The organism is Collinsella sp. AF28-5AC (assembly GCF_003457875.1).
GTDB lineage: Bacteria > Actinomycetota > Coriobacteriia > Coriobacteriales > Coriobacteriaceae > Collinsella.
On sequence record NZ_QRTA01000007.1, the window covers coordinates 52,836 to 68,673 of the forward strand.

The 15,838-nt window shown below is 58.0% G+C and carries 15 protein-coding genes and 1 tRNA gene; 7 read left to right on the plus strand and 9 right to left on the minus strand.

Annotated features, from left to right (window positions below; translation table 11 throughout):
- The 4 genes from aroC (at position 1) to aroQ (ending at position 4,040) form a co-directional block, all read left to right on the plus strand.
- Positions 1 to 1,098, plus strand: a complete 1,098-nt coding sequence (aroC, locus tag DWZ01_RS06260) for a chorismate synthase (protein ID WP_117848390.1) — start codon at positions 1 to 3, stop codon at positions 1,096 to 1,098.
- 43 nt (positions 1,099 to 1,141) lie between these two features.
- Positions 1,142 to 2,287, plus strand: a complete 1,146-nt coding sequence (gene pheA / locus DWZ01_RS06265; RefSeq protein WP_117848391.1) for a prephenate dehydratase — start codon at positions 1,142 to 1,144, stop codon at positions 2,285 to 2,287.
- Positions 2,288 to 3,538, plus strand: coding sequence for a shikimate kinase (locus tag DWZ01_RS06270; RefSeq protein ID WP_117848392.1), 1,251 nt, complete (start codon positions 2,288 to 2,290; stop codon positions 3,536 to 3,538). It begins immediately after the preceding gene.
- Between the two features lie 64 nt (positions 3,539 to 3,602).
- Positions 3,603 to 4,040, plus strand: coding sequence for a type II 3-dehydroquinate dehydratase (aroQ, locus tag DWZ01_RS06275; protein ID WP_117848393.1), 438 nt, complete (start codon positions 3,603 to 3,605; stop codon positions 4,038 to 4,040).
- A gap of 103 nt (positions 4,041 to 4,143) precedes the next feature.
- Here the strand turns inward: aroQ and DWZ01_RS06280 are convergent.
- The 3 genes from DWZ01_RS06280 to DWZ01_RS06290 all read right to left on the minus strand — a co-directional run bounded on the left by DWZ01_RS06280 (position 4,144) and on the right by DWZ01_RS06290 (position 5,899).
- A tRNA-Arg gene (locus DWZ01_RS06280) sits at positions 4,144 to 4,220 on the minus strand.
- 54 nt (positions 4,221 to 4,274) lie between these two features.
- Positions 4,275 to 5,042 carry an ABC transporter ATP-binding protein gene (locus DWZ01_RS06285; RefSeq protein WP_022094777.1) on the minus strand — a complete coding sequence of 256 codons (768 nt, stop codon included), beginning with the start codon at positions 5,040 to 5,042 and terminating at the stop codon, positions 4,275 to 4,277.
- A gap of 11 nt (positions 5,043 to 5,053) precedes the next feature.
- Positions 5,054 to 5,899 carry an ABC transporter permease gene (locus DWZ01_RS06290; RefSeq protein ID WP_022094778.1) on the minus strand — a complete coding sequence of 282 codons (846 nt, stop codon included), beginning with the start codon at positions 5,897 to 5,899 and terminating at the stop codon, positions 5,054 to 5,056.
- Positions 5,900 to 6,059: 160 nt separating this feature from the next.
- Here DWZ01_RS06290 and DWZ01_RS06295 point away from each other — a divergent pair, with 160 nt between their 5' ends.
- Positions 6,060 to 7,031, plus strand: a complete 972-nt coding sequence (locus DWZ01_RS06295; protein ID WP_117848394.1) for a glycosyltransferase family 2 protein — start codon at positions 6,060 to 6,062, stop codon at positions 7,029 to 7,031.
- 102 nt (positions 7,032 to 7,133) lie between these two features.
- Here DWZ01_RS06295 and DWZ01_RS06300 read toward each other — a convergent pair whose 3' ends face one another.
- The 6 genes from DWZ01_RS06300 to rfbA form a co-directional block, all read right to left on the minus strand.
- Entirely contained in the window at positions 7,134 to 8,588 is a 1,455-nt protein-coding gene (locus DWZ01_RS06300) for a bifunctional dTDP-4-dehydrorhamnose 3,5-epimerase family protein/NAD(P)-dependent oxidoreductase (protein ID WP_117848395.1), read from the minus strand.
- Between the two features lie 123 nt (positions 8,589 to 8,711).
- Entirely contained in the window at positions 8,712 to 9,731 is a 1,020-nt protein-coding gene (gene rfbB, locus DWZ01_RS06305) for a dTDP-glucose 4,6-dehydratase (RefSeq protein WP_199412401.1), read from the minus strand.
- Between the two features lie 19 nt (positions 9,732 to 9,750).
- On the minus strand, positions 9,751 to 9,984 hold the full coding sequence (locus DWZ01_RS06310; protein ID WP_117848397.1) for a DUF6718 family protein: 234 nt from the start codon (positions 9,982 to 9,984) through the stop codon (positions 9,751 to 9,753).
- On the minus strand, positions 9,965 to 10,549 hold the full coding sequence (locus DWZ01_RS06315; RefSeq protein ID WP_199412402.1) for a hypothetical protein: 585 nt from the start codon (positions 10,547 to 10,549) through the stop codon (positions 9,965 to 9,967). The genes DWZ01_RS06310 and DWZ01_RS06315 overlap by 20 nt, the downstream gene beginning before the upstream one ends.
- A gap of 40 nt (positions 10,550 to 10,589) precedes the next feature.
- Positions 10,590 to 11,027, minus strand: a complete 438-nt coding sequence (locus DWZ01_RS06320) for a DUF4869 domain-containing protein (protein ID WP_117848398.1) — start codon at positions 11,025 to 11,027, stop codon at positions 10,590 to 10,592.
- Positions 11,028 to 11,122: 95 nt separating this feature from the next.
- Positions 11,123 to 12,022: a glucose-1-phosphate thymidylyltransferase RfbA gene (rfbA, locus tag DWZ01_RS06325; protein WP_117848399.1), complete on the minus strand. Its 900-nt coding sequence runs from the start codon at positions 12,020 to 12,022 to the stop codon at positions 11,123 to 11,125.
- 104 nt (positions 12,023 to 12,126) lie between these two features.
- On the opposite strand from rfbA, the gene DWZ01_RS06330 reads away from it, so the two are divergent.
- Positions 12,127 to 12,621, plus strand: coding sequence for an ImmA/IrrE family metallo-endopeptidase (locus tag DWZ01_RS06330; RefSeq protein ID WP_117848400.1), 495 nt, complete (start codon positions 12,127 to 12,129; stop codon positions 12,619 to 12,621).
- Between the two features lie 691 nt (positions 12,622 to 13,312).
- On the plus strand, positions 13,313 to 15,739 hold the full coding sequence (locus DWZ01_RS06335; protein WP_199412403.1) for a glycosyltransferase: 2,427 nt from the start codon (positions 13,313 to 13,315) through the stop codon (positions 15,737 to 15,739).
- Positions 15,740 to 15,838 lie beyond the last annotated feature (99 nt).

Sequence of the window (15,838 nt, forward strand, 5' to 3'; positions counted from 1 at the left end):
ATGTCCTCGACCTTTGGCAACGTCTTGCACTTAAGCATCTTCGGCCAGTCGCACTCCCCCGCCATCGGCTGCTCCCTCGATGGCATTCCGGCGGGCATCGCCGTTGACCAAGAAGCGCTGCAGGCCTTTTTGAACCGTCGCGCCCCCGGTCGCGACGAGACCGCGACCAAGCGCCGCGAGGCCGACGCCGCCCAAATCATCGCCGGCGTGGTCGATGGGCACACCACCGGCGCGCCCATTGCCGCGATTATCGAGAACACCAACACGCGCTCCAAGGATTACTCCGAGCTGCGCCGCAAGCCCCGTCCGGGACATGCGGACTTCCCTGCACGCGTGAAGTATCACAACATGCACGATGTCGCCGGCGGCGGGCATTTCTCCGGCCGCCTAACGGCACCCCTGTGCATCGCCGGCGGCATTGCGCTGCAGGCACTCGAGGCCTGCGGCATTAAAGTGATGGCGCATGTGGCGCAGATCGGCGGCATCTCCGACCTGCCGATGGACGATATGGTCTATCGCGAGGCCGACCGCAAGGCGATCCTTACGAACGATCTGCCGTGCATTGACGCCGCCGCAGCCGGCCGCATGCGTGAGGAGATCCTAGCCGCGCGCGACGAACTCGACAGCATCGGCGGCATCGTGGAGTGCGGAATTTACGGGCTTCCCGCAGGCATCGGCGACCCCATGTTCGACGGTATCGAGAACCGCATCGCGCAAATCGCGTTTGGCATTCCCGCCGTAAAGGGCGTGGAGTTTGGCATGGGCTTTGCCGTCGCCGCCATGCGCGGCAGCGAGAATAACGATCCGTATCGCATAGATGCCGAGACCGGCAAGATCGAGGTCGAGTCCAACAACGCCGGCGGCATCCTGGGCGGCATTTCGACCGGCGCGCCCGTCATGTGGCGCATGGCCGTAAAGCCAACGCCCTCGATTGGCCGCGAGCAGCAGACGGTGGACATGGACGCTATGGAAAATGCCGAGCTCTCGGTCCACGGCCGCCACGATCCCTGCATCGTCCCCCGAGCTGTCCCCGTAGCCGAGGCAGCCGCCGCCCTTGCCATCTGGGACGCCCTCCTCGAAGACGCCGCTCAGCGCTAACTACCCACCCCTCAACATCCCCCGACACGTGAAAGGGGTCTCCATGGACCTTGCTGACATCCGCCAGGCCATCGATGGCATCGACACCACGCTCCTCAACAGCTTTGTCGAGCGCATGGACATTGCCACCGAGGTCGCCAAGTCAAAAATCGAGATGGGCAAGGCCGTCTTCGACCCCGCCCGTGAGCGCTCCAAGCTCAACAACCTTGCCAGCCGCGCGCCCGAGCGCTACGAGGCGCAGACCATCACCCTGTTCCGTCTCCTCATGAGCATGAGCAAGGCCGAGCAGCAGCGCTATATCAACGAGCTCAAGGGCATCACGGTCTCGCAAAGGGCACACGCCACGGCCGAGGCCTTCGATACGCCCTTCCCCCAGACGGCCACCGTTGCCTGCCAGGGTGTTGAGGGCGCTTACAGTCAAATCGCCGCGTGCAAACTCTTCGATGTGCCCGACATCGCGTTTTTCGAGACCTTCGAGGGCGTTATGCGCGCCGTGCGCGACGGCTTCTGCGAGTTTGGCGTGCTGCCCATCGAGAACTCCACCGCCGGCTCAGTCAACGCCGTCTACGACCTGCTCGCGCAGTTCGACTTCCACATCGTGCGCTCGCTTCGCCTCAAAATCGACCACAACTTGCTCGTCAAGCCCGGCGCCAAGCTTGCGGACGTGCACGAGGTCTACAGCCACGGCCAGGCCATTGCCCAATGCGCCGGCTTTATCGAGGCGCACGACCTGCACGCCACCAAGTACCCCAACACGGCCATGTCGGCCGAGATGGTCGCCAGCTCCGAACGCACCGATGTTGCCGCGATCGCATCGCGCAGCTGCGCCGCACTCTACGGCTTGGAGGTACTGGAGCCCAACATCCAGGACTCGGACAACAACTACACGCGCTTTGTCGTCATCAGCCGCGAGCCACGCGTCTACCCCGGCGCCAACCGCACCTCGCTCATGATTACCACGGCCAACGAGCCGGGCGCACTCTATCGCGTACTCGAGCGCTTCTACGCGCTCAATATCAACCTCATCAAGCTCGAGAGCCGCCCCATCCCCGGGCACGACTTTGAGTTTATGTTCTACTTTGACCTGGACTGCCCCTTTAGCAGCAAGGCCCTCGACGACTTGCTCGACTCCATCGATGACGTGTGCGAGAGCTTCACCTACTTTGGCAGTTACACGGAGGTGCTCTAGATGACCGATGTCGCCGCAACCCGCCCCTACGGCGTGCTGGGCCGCGTGCTGGGCCACAGCTACACCCCGACCATCTACAAGGAGCTCGCGGGGCTCGAGTACGTACGATTTGAGCGCGAGCCCGAGGACCTCCAGGCTTTTATGACGGGTGACGAATGGGAGGGCACCAACGTGACCATCCCCTACAAGCGCGCCGTCATGGAATACCTGGACGAGCTGAGTCCACTCGCCGAGCGTATGGGAAACGTCAACACCATCACGCGCCTGCCCGACGGCCGCCTGCGCGGCGACAACACCGACTACTTCGGCTTTCAGTGCCTAGTCGAGGAGCTGGGCGTTGAGGTCGCCGGCAAGAAGGCCCTCGTGCTCGGTGCCACCGGTGGCGCCGGCACCACTGCCAGCATGGTGCTCGGCGACCTGGGCGCCATCGTCGTGCCGGTCGGCCGCACGAGCGAAGTCAACTACGACAACATCGCGCAGCAGTCCGACGCCGCACTGCTCGTCAACTGCACGCCCGCCGGCATGTTCCCCCACTGTCCCGACGCCCCCTGCACACTCGAGGGGTTCAATGCGCTCGAGGGCGTTATCGACATTGTCTACAACCCCGCTCGCACGGGACTCATGCTCGAGGCCGAGCACCGCGACATCCCCTGCATCGGCGGTCTGCTCATGCTCGTGGCCCAGGCGGCGCAAGCCGTTGAGCGCTACACCGGCCAGGTCACTCCGCGCGAGCGCATTCTGGACGTAACGGAGCGCCTGTCACGCCGCGAACAGAACATCGCGCTGATCGGCATGCCGGGCTCGGGCAAGACCCGTGTGGGCGAGCAGATTGCCCTGCTCACGGGGCGAAAGCACATCGATCTGGATCGCGCCCTCGAGGAGCGCCTGGGCATGCCCTGCGCCGACTTTATCGTCGAGCGCGGCGAGGCGGCGTTCCGCGAACAGGAGACGGCGGCGCTGGCCGACATCTCCAAGCGCAGCGGCCTGGTGCTTTCCACCGGCGGCGGCGTGGTCACGCGCGACGAGAACTACCCGCTGCTGCACCAGAACAGCCAGATTGTGATGCTCAACCGCAAGCTCGACGAGCTCGCCCACAAGGGTCGCCCCATCACCGCCCGCGATGGCATCGACAAGCTGGCCGAGCAGCGCATGCCGCGCTACCGCGCCTGGGCCGACTACCTCATCGACTCGCGCGATTGCGCCGCCAACACCGCCCAAGCCCTCCTCGACACCCTCCCACCCGCTCTCTAACCAAAACCACCACAAAGGGGACAGGCGCCTTTGTGGTGGTTTTCCAATCGCAAAGGAAGCAACCATGAAAGCACTCGTCATCAACGGCCCCAACCTCAACATGCTCGGCATTCGCGAGCCGGGCATCTATGGCAGCGACAACTACGACCGCTTAGTGCAGATCTGCCAGGAAGCAGGCGCCGCACAGGGCTTCGACGAGGTCGAGGTTTTCCAGTCCAACCACGAGGGCAGCATCGTCGACAAGATCCAGGAGGCCTACGGCAAGGTCGACGGCATCGTCATCAACCCGGCGGCATACACGCATACGAGCGTGGCGATCCTCGACGCCCTCAAGGCCGTCGCCATCCCTGCCGTCGAGGTACACATCAGCGCCGTAGAGACGCGCGAGGACTTCCGCCAGGTGAGCTACGCCCGCTTGGCCTGCTTCGCCACCATCACCGGCGAAGGCCTCCAAGGCTACGCTCACGCGATGGAGCTGTTGAGGGAACGTCTCGAAAAGTAAAATGCCAACCCCAACGAACAGTAGCGGCTTGCTCGCGCTCGGCTCCAGCAGCATACAAGACAAAAAAGCCCAGACCATCAAGCGGTCCGGGCTTAATAAACGATGGTGCTCCATGGCGGATTCGAACCGTCGACCTTGGGATTAGAAGTCCCCTGCTCTATCCAACTGAGCTAATGGAGCAAATAACCGCACGCCCAAGCAAGCGCAAGCCTGTCAGGCGCAAGTAATTATAACCTAGTTGAACTGCTCGCGGTACGCCTTACAGACCTCATCGACCGGGCCGTCCATGCGAAGGTCACCCTTCTCGATCCAAACGGCACGCTGGCAGATGCGCTCAACCTGCTCCATGGAGTGCGAAACGAACAGAACCGTCACGTCGCCGCTCTGGATAAAGTGCTGGATACGGTCCTCGCACTTCTGCTGGAAGAACACGTCACCGACGGACAGCGTCTCGTCAACGATCAAAATATCGGGCTCGGTAATCGTCGCGATTGCAAAGGCGATACGCGCAACCATGCCCGAGGAGAAGTTCTTAAGCGGCATGTCGACAAAGTTCTGAAGCTCAGCGAACTCGATTATGCCGTCAAAGTTGGCGTCGATGAACTCCTTGGTATAGCCGAGCAGGGCGCCATTCAGATAGATGTTCTCGCGGGCCGTCAGCTCAGGATCAAAGCCGGCGCCGAGCTCAATCAGCGGTGCGATGTTGCCATGGACCTTAACGCTGCCCTCGCTAGGCTCAAGCACGCCAGCGATAATCTTGAGCATCGTAGACTTACCGGAACCATTGGTGCCAACCAGACCGACAACTTCGCCGCGATGAATATCGAACGAGATGTGCTTAAGTGCCCTAAACTCCTCAAAGAACAGCTCGTGCTTGGCAAGCTTAATGAAGTACTCCTTGAGGTTGGTCAGCGACTCGGACGCCATGTTAAAGATCATGGTGACGTCGTCGACCTCGACAGCCAGAGGCTGCTCGCTGTAATCAACAACAGATTCAGTCATCACAGCACTCCTTAGATGTAGAGGATAAACTTGCGCTCGGACTTATGGAACACGGTATAGCCAATAATAAGCGCAAGAACCGCCCAAGCGACGCACATACCAAACGTCATAAGCGAGGGCGTAGTCTGGAACAGGAAGATATCGCGCATAAACTGCAGGTAGTTGAACATGGGGTTCGCATACATCAAGATACGCACGAGATGCGGCATTTGCGCAATATAGTCAGTCGTCCAGAAGATGGGCGTAATGTAAGTCCACGCCGTAATGACGACGCTCCACAGATGCATAACGTCGCGGAAGAAGACCGTAAGGGCAGAGAGCATCATGCCCAGGCCCATGCAGAAGCACATAAGCAGCAGCAGGCAAACCGGCAACAGAATCAGGTGCCAAGAAGGCATAACGCGGAACCACAGCATGACGATGGCGACGGCGACCAGCGAGAAGGCAAAGTTGACCAGCGAGAAGAGCACCTTCTGCACCGGGAAAACCCAGCGGTGCACCTTAACCTTCTTGAGCAGAGGGGCAGCGCCCACGATCGACGTCAGGGCCTGGTTAGTAGACTCAGACATGACGGCAAAGGTGATGTTACCCACGATCAAGTACAGCGGGTACATCTCGGGCGTCATTGAGCCATTGCGGCCCTGGCCAAAAATCGTCGAGAACACGATGGCCATGACGATCATCATCAGCAGCGGGTTGAGCACCGACCATGCGACGCCCAGAACGCTACGGCGATACTTGATCTTAAAATCCTTGGTAACCAGCTGACGAAGGATAAACGCGTCCTTCTCAAATTCGTTCTTAGCAAACGTCGCAGGCAGACTGCGAGTTTCTTGTTGCTTTGTCTGATCCGACACGGATGCAACTCCTTTACTCGTAATCGTTGACAAACGAACAGTATAGACCCGACGGCCATGCAAACGATTCGCGCAACAAAACTGGAGAACTAACCCACATCTTAGGATGCCAGGCCCAAACGGCTATACTTTCTAGGATTGAATGTATAAGGAGCATTAAGTGAATTCTGAATCCATCGCCGTCATCATCCCTTGCTACAACGAAGCGCTCACGATCGGCAAAGTCATCGACGACTTTCACCGCGAGCTTCCGCAGGCGACGGTCTATGTCTATGACAACAACTCGTCGGACGATACCTCACGCATTGCCACCGAGCACGGCGCCACAGTCCGCTTTGAGCCCCGTCAGGGAAAGGGCAACGTGTGCCGCCAGATGTTTCGCGATATCGACGCCGATTGCTACCTGATGGTCGACGGAGACGACACCTACCCCGCCGAGGCGGCCAAGGCCCTCTGCGAGCCCATCCTTAACGGCACGGCCGACATGACCGTAGGCGATCGCCTTTCCAACGGCACCTACGCCGAGGAGAACAAGCGTGCCTTCCACGGCTTTGGCAATAATCTGGTCCGCGCCATGATCAAGTGGATCTATGGCTACAGCTTCGATGACGTCATGACAGGCTACCGCGCCATGAGCCGCCCGTTCGTTAAAACCTTCCCAGTGCTTTCCGAGGGCTTTCAGATCGAAACCGAGCTCTCGATCCACGCCGTCGACCACCGCTGGCGCATCAAAGATGTGCCCATCGAGTACCGCGACCGTCCCGAGGGTTCCGAGTCCAAGCTCAATACCGTGAGCGACGGCATTAAAGTCGTTGCGATGATCGGCACGCTGTTCAAGGACTACCGCCCGCTGAAGCTCTTCAGCCTCGTCGCGCTTCTATTCGCGATTATCGGCCTGGTTTTGGGCATTCCTATCTTTGTTGAGTACTTTCAGACCGGCCTGGTCCCGCGTTTCCCCACTGCCATGCTTGCTGCATCGTTTATGTTCCTCTGTGGTCTGAGCCTTGCAACCGGATTCATCCTGGATTCTGTGGCAAAGGTCGAAAAAAAGCAGTGGGAGGTCAACGTGTACAGCAAATACGCCTACGATGACCAGCCCGGCAAGTCCGCCACCGAGACAAGCGAGAGGTAGATCTTCCGCAGAATACTATTGGCACCACTGCGCAGATAGCCACCAACAAGAAAAGCCACCGTTAACAAGCGGCGGCTTTTGCTCTCGAAAAGTTAATAGCAGCTAGAGCGTCTTGAGGTACTCCCCCAGCTCTTCCTCCCAGTCGGGCATGTGGAAGCCGGCCGACTCGAGCCTGGAAAGGTCGAGCGCGGAGTGGACCGGGCGCGGGGCGACGGGACCGGCGGCGCCGGCGTAGTAGTCGGCGGTCGACACCGGCTCGACCTTCTCGCCGTTGCCGTTGGCGGCCTCGAAGACGGCGCGGGCGATGTCCGCCCAGGACTTCACGGCGCCGGAGCCGGTACAGTTATAGGTGCCGTAGGGGGCCTTCGAGTCCAGCACGTGGAAGATGGCCTCGGCCATGTCGCGCGTGAAGGTCAGGCGGCCCAGCTGGTCGTCGACCACGGTGACCTGCTCGAGCCCGTCCTCGGGGTCGGCTACGCGGTCGGAAAGCATTTTCATGGTCTTGACGAAGTTGTGCCCCTCGCCGATGACCCAGCTGGAGCGCATGATGTAGTGGCGCGGGCACCCGGCCACGGCGATGTCGCCGGCGGCCTTGGTCTGGCCGTAGACGGACAGCGGGCTGAAGGGCTCGTCCTCGTCGTGCACCTCGGCGGTGCCGTCGAAGACGTAGTCGGAGGACACGTGCACGAGCGTGATCCCGTGCTCGGCGCAGGTGCGGGCGAGAAGGGCCGGCCCGGTGGCGTTGGCCTTCCAGGCGGTCACACGGCCCTCGGGGGTCTCCGCTTTATCAACGGCCGTGTAGGCGCCGCAGTTGATCACGGTGCCGTAGAGCGACCAGTCGTACTGCGCGTAGGCGTCGGGGTCGGACATGTCGAAGGTGTCGATGTCGCAGAAGTCGAAGTCCTTGGCGGTGCCGCGCTCCCCGGCGAGCGCGCGGACCGCATGGCCCAGCTGGCCGTCGCAGCCGGTGACGAGCGTGCGCTTCGGCGCCATGGGGACGACGTCCTTCAGCATCGGGTGGTTCAGGTCCGCCTCGGAGACGGTGGCTTGATCCAGCGGGATCGGCCACTCGATGGCGAGCTCGGGGTCGGCGAGGTTCACGAAGGTGTACGTCCTCTTGAGCTCGAGCGACCAGTGGGCGTCCACCAGGTAGGTGTAGGCGGTGCCGTCCTCCAGGGCCTGGAAGGAGTTGCCCACGCCGCGAGGGACGTAGATGGCCTTGCTCGGGTCCAGGGTGCAGGTGAATACCTTCCCGTAGGTGGCGCTGCCCTCGCGCAGGTCCACCCATGCGCCGAAGACCGAGCCGCGGGCCACGGAGATGAACTTGTCCCAGGGCTCGGCGTGGATGCCGCGCGTGACGCCGCGGCTGTCGTTGTAGGAGATGTTGTTCTGGACGACCCTGAGGTCCGGGATGCCCAGGGCGCACATCTTGGCGCGCTGCCAGTTCTCCTTGAACCAGCCGCGCGAGTCGCCGTGGACGGCGAGGTCGACGACCTTGAGGCCCTCGATGCCGGTCTCGGCGACGGAGAGGTCCTTCTCGAATGCGATGTCTGCCATGTGGGAAAAGCTCCTATCGAAGAGGTTGGTAAACCGGGGGGCGCCCGCGCGGGGACGCAGGATCATCCCCATGCCCTGCGGCCCCGCGCGGCGCCCCGCGGCGCGGTTCTCCGGGATGCGGTCTTACTGGCCCTGTGCGCGGTAGCGCGCCTCGGTGGCCTCCTTGGCCGGGCGCCACCAGGACTCGTTCTCGACGTACCAGTCGATGGTCTGCTTCAGGCCCTCGGCGAAGTCGGTGTGCGCCGGCCTCCAGCCCAGCTCGCGCTGGAGCTTCGTCGAGTCGATGGCGTAGCGGCGGTCGTGGCCGGGGCGGTCGGCGACCCAGTCGAAGTCCTCGGGGTCGCGGCCCATCGCCTCCAGGATCATGCGCAGGACCGTGATGTTGTTCTTCTCCCCGTCCGCGCCGATGAGGTAGGTCTCCCCCATCTCGCCCTTCGTGAGGATGTCCCAGACGGCCGAGGAATGGTCCTCGGTGTGGATCCAGTCGCGGACGTTCTCGCCGCGGCCGTAGAGCTTGGGGCGCACGCCGTCGATGATGTTCGTAATCTGGCGCGGGATGAACTTCTCCACGTGCTGGTAGGGGCCGTAGTTGTTGGAGCAGTTGGAGATCGTGGTGCGCAGGCCGTAGGTACGGGTCCAGGCGCGCACGAGCATGTCGGAGCTGGCCTTGGTCGAGCTGTACGGAGAGGACGGCTTGTAGGGCGTCTCCTCGGTGAACTTGGCCGGGTCGTCGAGCGCCAGGTCGCCGTAGACCTCGTCGGTGGAGACGTGGTGGTAGCGGATGCCATATTTGCGGACGGCCTCCAGCAGGCGGAAGGTGCCCTCGACGTTGGTGCGCAGGAACGGCTCCGGGTCGGCGATGGAGTTGTCGTTGTGGGACTCGGCGGCGTAGTGCACGATGGCGTCGTGGCCGGGGACGATGCGGTCCAGCAGCCCTGCGTCGCAGATGTCGCCCACGACGAGCTCCACGCGGTCGGCCGGCAGCCCGGCGATGTTCTCGGGGTTGCCGGCGTAGGTCAGCTTGTCCAGGACGGTGACGTGGACGTCCGGGTGATTGTTGACGACATAGTGCACGAAGTTGCTGCCGATGAAGCCGCAGCCGCCCGTGACGATGATGTTCTTAGGTTCAAAAATCTCAGACATGAAACTCCTCATTACATGTTTACGCAGCAGCTTGCTTTTCCAGCTTATCGATTAATTCGTTTTCCGAGTCAACAAACTCATAAGGCTCATATTCGCCATATGCAGAGGGACGACTAATTGTAACTAACTGGAGATCGGAGGAACCGAACCGTGCCTCAACCTTATCAATGAAGTCAATCAGATCCTGTCCAGGCTTTGCACTCAGCGCAAGCGAGCCCTCTTTCGAAAACCACTTAGCAACCAGATAACACATCGTCTAACCTCCTAACAAAATCATCCTCACTATGGATATAGCCTCTTTCGTATGCCAAACGAAGCTCGAATCCAATATCGGGATTATCGAAACGTTTATAGACATGTTTATGAAGCCAGTTATTAATCTGCCTATCGTAATACGTATTGTACTGAATCTCCACTGGGTAGTACCCAGGCTTGCGGGTGAAATACACGTGAACGCCCCTGTAGCCATCGTCGACAGACTTGCCACAAGACAAATCAACGACCTTTAGGCATGCCTCCTCAGCCCCGAGAATGTCATCGTAGGAATCAACCATCGAACGAAAGCCAAGCAGGTCATTAAATACTTTTCGAACTTGGTGATCGGGGTAATAGCGATCATATTTAAATGAAATCGACTGAGCACTTTTAATTCGATAGTCGACGGGCAGGTCAGCAAGAACGCCCAGGGATGTATACCATTTACGGACACGATTCAATTCATCCAGCAGCTCATCGCGATTGAAATAGTGAAGATTCTTCTTAAGCGAAATGCCCAGCTCACTTTTATAGGATAGCGAGGAAAGGAGCTCAAGAGACAATCCGTCTCGCCTTAATATAGCTTCCATAATCAAGCAGCACCTACAGATACGGAATCGACTCGTGAATTAACTCACCCAAGTTATGAGCGATATTGCCACTGTTCAGGACTTTAATTTTAAAAACCTCGCGACCAAAGTCCATCACATGGTAAAGGTTCACAACGAGCTTGCGGTCTTTCGCCATGTCAAGAATCCACTTGGCGCAGTTATCGCCACAGGTCGAAGCATTATAGATATGCTTTCGATCGAACCTCATAAGCAGCAACGTTTTCACGCCGCGGGATAGCTGGAGTGGCGAAATAGGCCCAAGAACGGGGCTTTCAATGGCATTTTCGGAGACAACATCCGATCGATCGACATCTTTAATGATCGAAACCGCATAGGGGTCCGTGATCCAAGAAGACCGGTAAGAGTTTTTGAAATATGTCGCTGTGTTGTAAATCGCTTCTGGCATATCGCCAAAGTAGACGCTTAACACATCCACTCCCAATCATATTGTCTTTGCGGTCAACGTAATCATAACGAAAGGGGCCACCAGATAAACGGTGACCCCTAAAAGAAAGTAAGACGGCGCTAGTACTCGCGCGGGCTGTTGACGATCTCGCCGGCGGCGACCTTCTTCAGGTGCTGGCCGTAGACCGACTTGCCGTAGGCCTTGGCGGCCTCCTCGAGCTCGGCGGTGGTGATCCAGCCGTTCTCCCACGCGATCTCTTCGGGGACCGAGACCGGCAGGTCCTGGGAGTGCTCGACGGCGCGGACGAACTCCGCGGCCTCGTGGAGGCTCTCCATGGTGCCGGTGTCCAGCCACGCGTAGCCGCGGCCGAGTGTCACGACGGACAGCGTCCCCTCCTCCAGGTACATCTGGTTGAGCGTGGTGATCTCCAGCTCGCCGCGGGCCGACGGTTTCACCTCGTGGGCCTTGGCGGCCACGTCGCCCGGGTAGAAGTAGAGTCCGGTGACGGCGTAGGAGCTCTTGGGCTCGACGGGCTTCTCCTCGATGGAGACGGCCCTCCCCTCGCGGTCGAACTCCACCACGCCGAAGCGCTCGGGGTCGTCCACGTGGTAGCCGAAGACCGTGGCGCGGCCCGACTCGGCGTTCTGGACGGCGCGCGTCAGGTGGCGCGACAGGCCGTTGCCGTAGAAGATGTTGTCGCCGAGCACCAGGGCGCACGGCTCGCCGGCGATGAAGTCCTCGCCGATGGTGAAGGCCTGCGCCAGGCCGTCCGGCGAGGGCTGCTCGGCGTAGGAGAGGTTCACGCCGAAGCGGGAGCCGTCGCCCAGCAGGCGCTGGAAGTTGGGCAGGTCGGTCGGCGTGGAGATGACCAGGATGTCCTTGATGCCCGCCAGCATGAGGGTGGACAGAGGGTAGTAGATCATGGGCTTGTCGTAGACCGGCAGCAGCTGCTTACTGGTGACGAGCGTGAGCGGGTACAGGCGCGTGCCCGAGCCGCCCGCGAGGATAATACCCTTCATAGGTTGGCCTCCAGAGTTGGGCGTTCACAGTTGATTCAAGTATACGCGAGAGGGCACGCGGGCCGCGAAGCTGCACAAAAGAAGGACGGAGAGAGCCGAGCGCCTTGGATTGCATAGAGGTCATTGATACATCCAGTGGGCCTGACCAGGCCGCGCACGACATACTCGTACGGACCCTCATCAAAGACGGGATGATAAGCATCTCCATCGACGTCGAGCTCATCGCACAGAAGCTCGACGTCACCTTCATGCGCCTCGACCTTGACGAGGGCGTCGGCGGCCTTCTCGTTCGAAACACCCCGCATGAGCCGTTCTGCGCCGTCATAGACTCGAAAGCCCCGAGTGTACGCGCCAGGTTCACGCTCGCGCACGCGCTCGGACACTACATCCACTCGTACCAAAACCTAGGAGACGGGGAGGTTGCTGGGATAATTGAGCGAAGGGACGCCCTCTCGTCTCGAAGGACCGACCCCGAGGAGATATGGGCGAACTCGTTTGCCGCCGCGCCCCTCATGCCGGCACAGGTCGTAGCGAGACTCTGGGCGGACAATTGTAGCATCGGTGAGATGGCGGACGGGGCGTACTGGACGTATCCGTAACCGCCGTGGGCCATAGGGTGGAAAACCTTGGGCTGCGATAGCGCAGACCAGCGCGGAAGCAGGTTACCAAAAGGGACACAAGAGGCAATCGACCTCATGGGTTCGGCACAGAGGAGAGCAAGCGTCTTCCCCATCGAAAGCGTCCATTTAGACGAGGTCGGGGTCGAGTGCTCGAGCGAGGAGCCTGTTCCCGTTCCGGGACGAACACAGGTCCGCAGACCTGGAAAAGAGTGGCGGCGGCCGAATCGGCCACCCCAGGAGATAAGGGTCGCCCCAATGGCGGTTCTTTCTTTACGGAGGGGGCCGGGGGATTCGAACCCCCGGGCCTAGGACACACCTCGCACGTCACGTCAATCCGTTCGTTGGGCGCAGCCCCCGCCTAGGACCCTTGCAGCCCCTCCAACAAACAAGACAACTTTCATAATAACCCCCTTGAAGTCAATGGACCCGAAATGAGCAACGACTAGGAAGCAGAGCGCCACGAGGACCATAACCTGAACCTCAACAGCGACAGAAAGCGTGATGTACGTAGATGTCCTCTTCGATGTTAACACAGCGGAACGGAGCGTCTGACGAACTCATAGCGACACATCTAAGAATGCCAGAAATCACGGAACTCCTCTCTGCATTTATAGCGAGACATGAAGTGAATAAGTACAATGAGCAGTGTCCAACAAACGAAAGGCAAACAATGCGAGTCGAAACAACCGGAGTATGCAGAGGAAACTGGAAAATCTACCAGCAGCTTAAGATTGAAGGCATCCATAAAGGCTCCAGCGTAACAGCCCAGGCGGCTACAGACGATAACCGCTGCTTGCCTTTATCCCTCCTAAAATTCCGGGACAATAGCTGTGATTCGAACTCATACGTCCTTGTAATCCCCGATCCCGATGCTCGCGCAATCAAAATTGAGTTTAGCGAAATTGGCCAAGACGGTCGCACCCTGAGCAGCGACTCCCTTTCGCTAAATTGCAAGAACATCAAATGGGAGTCGCGCCTTAACTACAAAATTAAACCTGACATGTGCAGCAAACTCCGAAACTACGATGACGTTTCAGAGTTTGACATGGCAACGATTGATTTTTGGCAGTGCATCGAAGATTCAAGCGACTATATCCTTAGGTGCACGGTGAGAACACCTTATCGTAACGACTCCAAAATCAAACTGCGTTGCCTCGATCGAGCCCTCAATGAAGTTGATTTGAGCATCGTCAATTTCGGTTCGAATGTAACAAGCGTTGGATTTACGTCCGAGAAAAAGCAACTTGAAACGCAGCTCTCGATTCGCATGCCAAAGGCGTTCGATCGTTACTACTTTGTTATTGACGATCAAAATCACCCATCATTCAGTGCATTTGACTGCTTAACGCCCGATAAATTAGGCTTGCTTCTTGAGGAGACCAACTTTCTCTTTACCCATGCGCAGTTTGACCCCGAATACCCCGAATGGTTCACGGAGCATAAGGCAACCATCGGCGCTTTGGAGAAGCAGAGAAAAATCGCCTTCGACTGCGCTCCGAAGTTCAGCATCATTGTCCCTCTTTACAACACACCCATTTCATTCTTTAACGATATGGCCGAATCCGTAAAAAGCCAGTCTTATGCAAACTGGGAGCTCATCCTAGTTAATGCAAGTCCTGACAATCAGGAACTGAAGGCACGCGTTGAGCAGGAGACGGCCCACGACAACAAAATTAAATCAATTAACCTTACCGAGAATAAGGGCATTTCCGAAAATACAAACGCCGGCGTTGCCATCGCTTCGGGTGATTTCGTCTGTTTCTTTGACCATGACGACATTCTTGAACCGGACTTGCTGTTCTCATATGCCGAGGCAATTGAAAACAATAATGACGTCGATCTTCTTTATTGTGATGAAGATAAACTCATGCCCGATGGAAAGCTAGCGCAGCCGTTCTTTAAGCCGGATTTCAATATCGATCTGCTCAGAAACAATAACTATATCTGCCATATGCTTACCATCCGTAAGTCTCTGCTTGACACTCTAGAACCGAACACGAAAGAGTTCGATGGAGCACAGGATCATAATCTGACTCTCCGCGCCGTGGAAAAGGCAAGGAAAGTTCATCATGTTGCAAAGGTTCTATATCACTGGCGCCTAAGCGAGACCTCCACCGCAGCAAATGCCGATAGCAAGCCGTATGCCACTATCGCAGGTATCAAAGCGGTCCAGAGTCATTTGGACAGGCTTGGGCTCAATGCGAAGGTCGAACAAGCGCGTCGTCCCTTTACATATAAAGTAACCTACGCTGTGCCAGATTCCCATCCACTCGTGTCGATTATCATTCCGACTAAAGACCACGCCGACATTCTGGACAACTGCATTAAGTCAATTGTTGAGAAATCAACGTACGACAATTACGAGCTTGTCATAATCGAAAACAACAGCACAGAAAAGGCGACGTTCGATTATTACGATAAGTTGCAAGCAAAATATCCTGACATCGTTCGTCTTGTAACTTGGGAACACGAATTCAATTTCTCCAAGCTCATGAACTTTGGAGTGTCCCATGCCAAGGGTAATTATCTCTTGCTGCTGAATAACGACACTGAAGTGATTACGCCCACTTGGATTGAAACTATGCTTGGCATCTGCGCACGCGAGGATGTTGGCGCAGTTGGTGCAAAACTCTACTATCCCGACAACACCATTCAACACGCTGGCCTATGCGTCACGGGCGGCGTGGCAGGACATCTCTGTCAAAGCATGCCAAAAGACAACTGGGGCTATTTTGCACTCAACGATGCGCAGCAAGACTTCTGCGCCGTCACGGCGGCTTGCATTATGACCAAACGAAGCGAATACGAAAAAGTCGGAGGTTTCACCGAAGAGCTTCAAGTCGCATTTAATGATGTTGACTATTGCCTAAAGCTTCGCGAGATTAACGATCTGATTGTATACACGCCCGAAGTCGAGCTGTATCATTACGAGTCAATTTCCAGAGGCGTTGAAAACAACACGGACAAGCAGATTCGCTTCCACAAAGAGGTTGCGTACATGAATTATCGCTGGGCAAACTACTATGTCGAAGGCGATCCCTATATGAATCCAAACTTTACCGTTGGGGAACCCGCGAATCGTTATTATCATTTATAAGAAGTTGGCGTTTCTTCTCTTATTCAATCAGGGCAAATTAACGTATGTCTTAGCTAGACAGGGGAATCGAGGAGTAACCCTTGATTCCCCTGTTGTGAT

Excerpts from the sequence above, each read along its gene's own strand:
- aroQ (WP_117848393.1), top strand. The coding sequence starts at position 3,603 with ATGAAAGCACTCGTCATCAACGGCCCCAACCTCAACATGCTCGGCATT.
- rfbB (WP_199412401.1), bottom strand. The coding sequence starts at position 9,731 with ATGTCTGAGATTTTTGAACCTAAGAACATCATCGTCACGGGCGGCTGC.
- DWZ01_RS06310 (WP_117848397.1), bottom strand. The coding sequence starts at position 9,984 with ATGTGTTATCTGGTTGCTAAGTGGTTTTCGAAAGAGGGCTCGCTTGCG.
- pheA (WP_117848391.1), top strand. The coding sequence starts at position 1,142 with ATGGACCTTGCTGACATCCGCCAGGCCATCGATGGCATCGACACCACG.
- DWZ01_RS06300 (WP_117848395.1), bottom strand. The coding sequence starts at position 8,588 with ATGGCAGACATCGCATTCGAGAAGGACCTCTCCGTCGCCGAGACCGGC.
- DWZ01_RS06285 (WP_022094777.1), bottom strand. The coding sequence starts at position 5,042 with ATGACTGAATCTGTTGTTGATTACAGCGAGCAGCCTCTGGCTGTCGAG.
- DWZ01_RS06335 (WP_199412403.1), top strand. The coding sequence starts at position 13,313 with ATGCGAGTCGAAACAACCGGAGTATGCAGAGGAAACTGGAAAATCTAC.
- aroC (WP_117848390.1), top strand. The coding sequence starts at position 1 with ATGTCCTCGACCTTTGGCAACGTCTTGCACTTAAGCATCTTCGGCCAG.
- DWZ01_RS06270 (WP_117848392.1), top strand. The coding sequence starts at position 2,288 with ATGACCGATGTCGCCGCAACCCGCCCCTACGGCGTGCTGGGCCGCGTG.
- rfbA (WP_117848399.1), bottom strand. The coding sequence starts at position 12,022 with ATGAAGGGTATTATCCTCGCGGGCGGCTCGGGCACGCGCCTGTACCCG.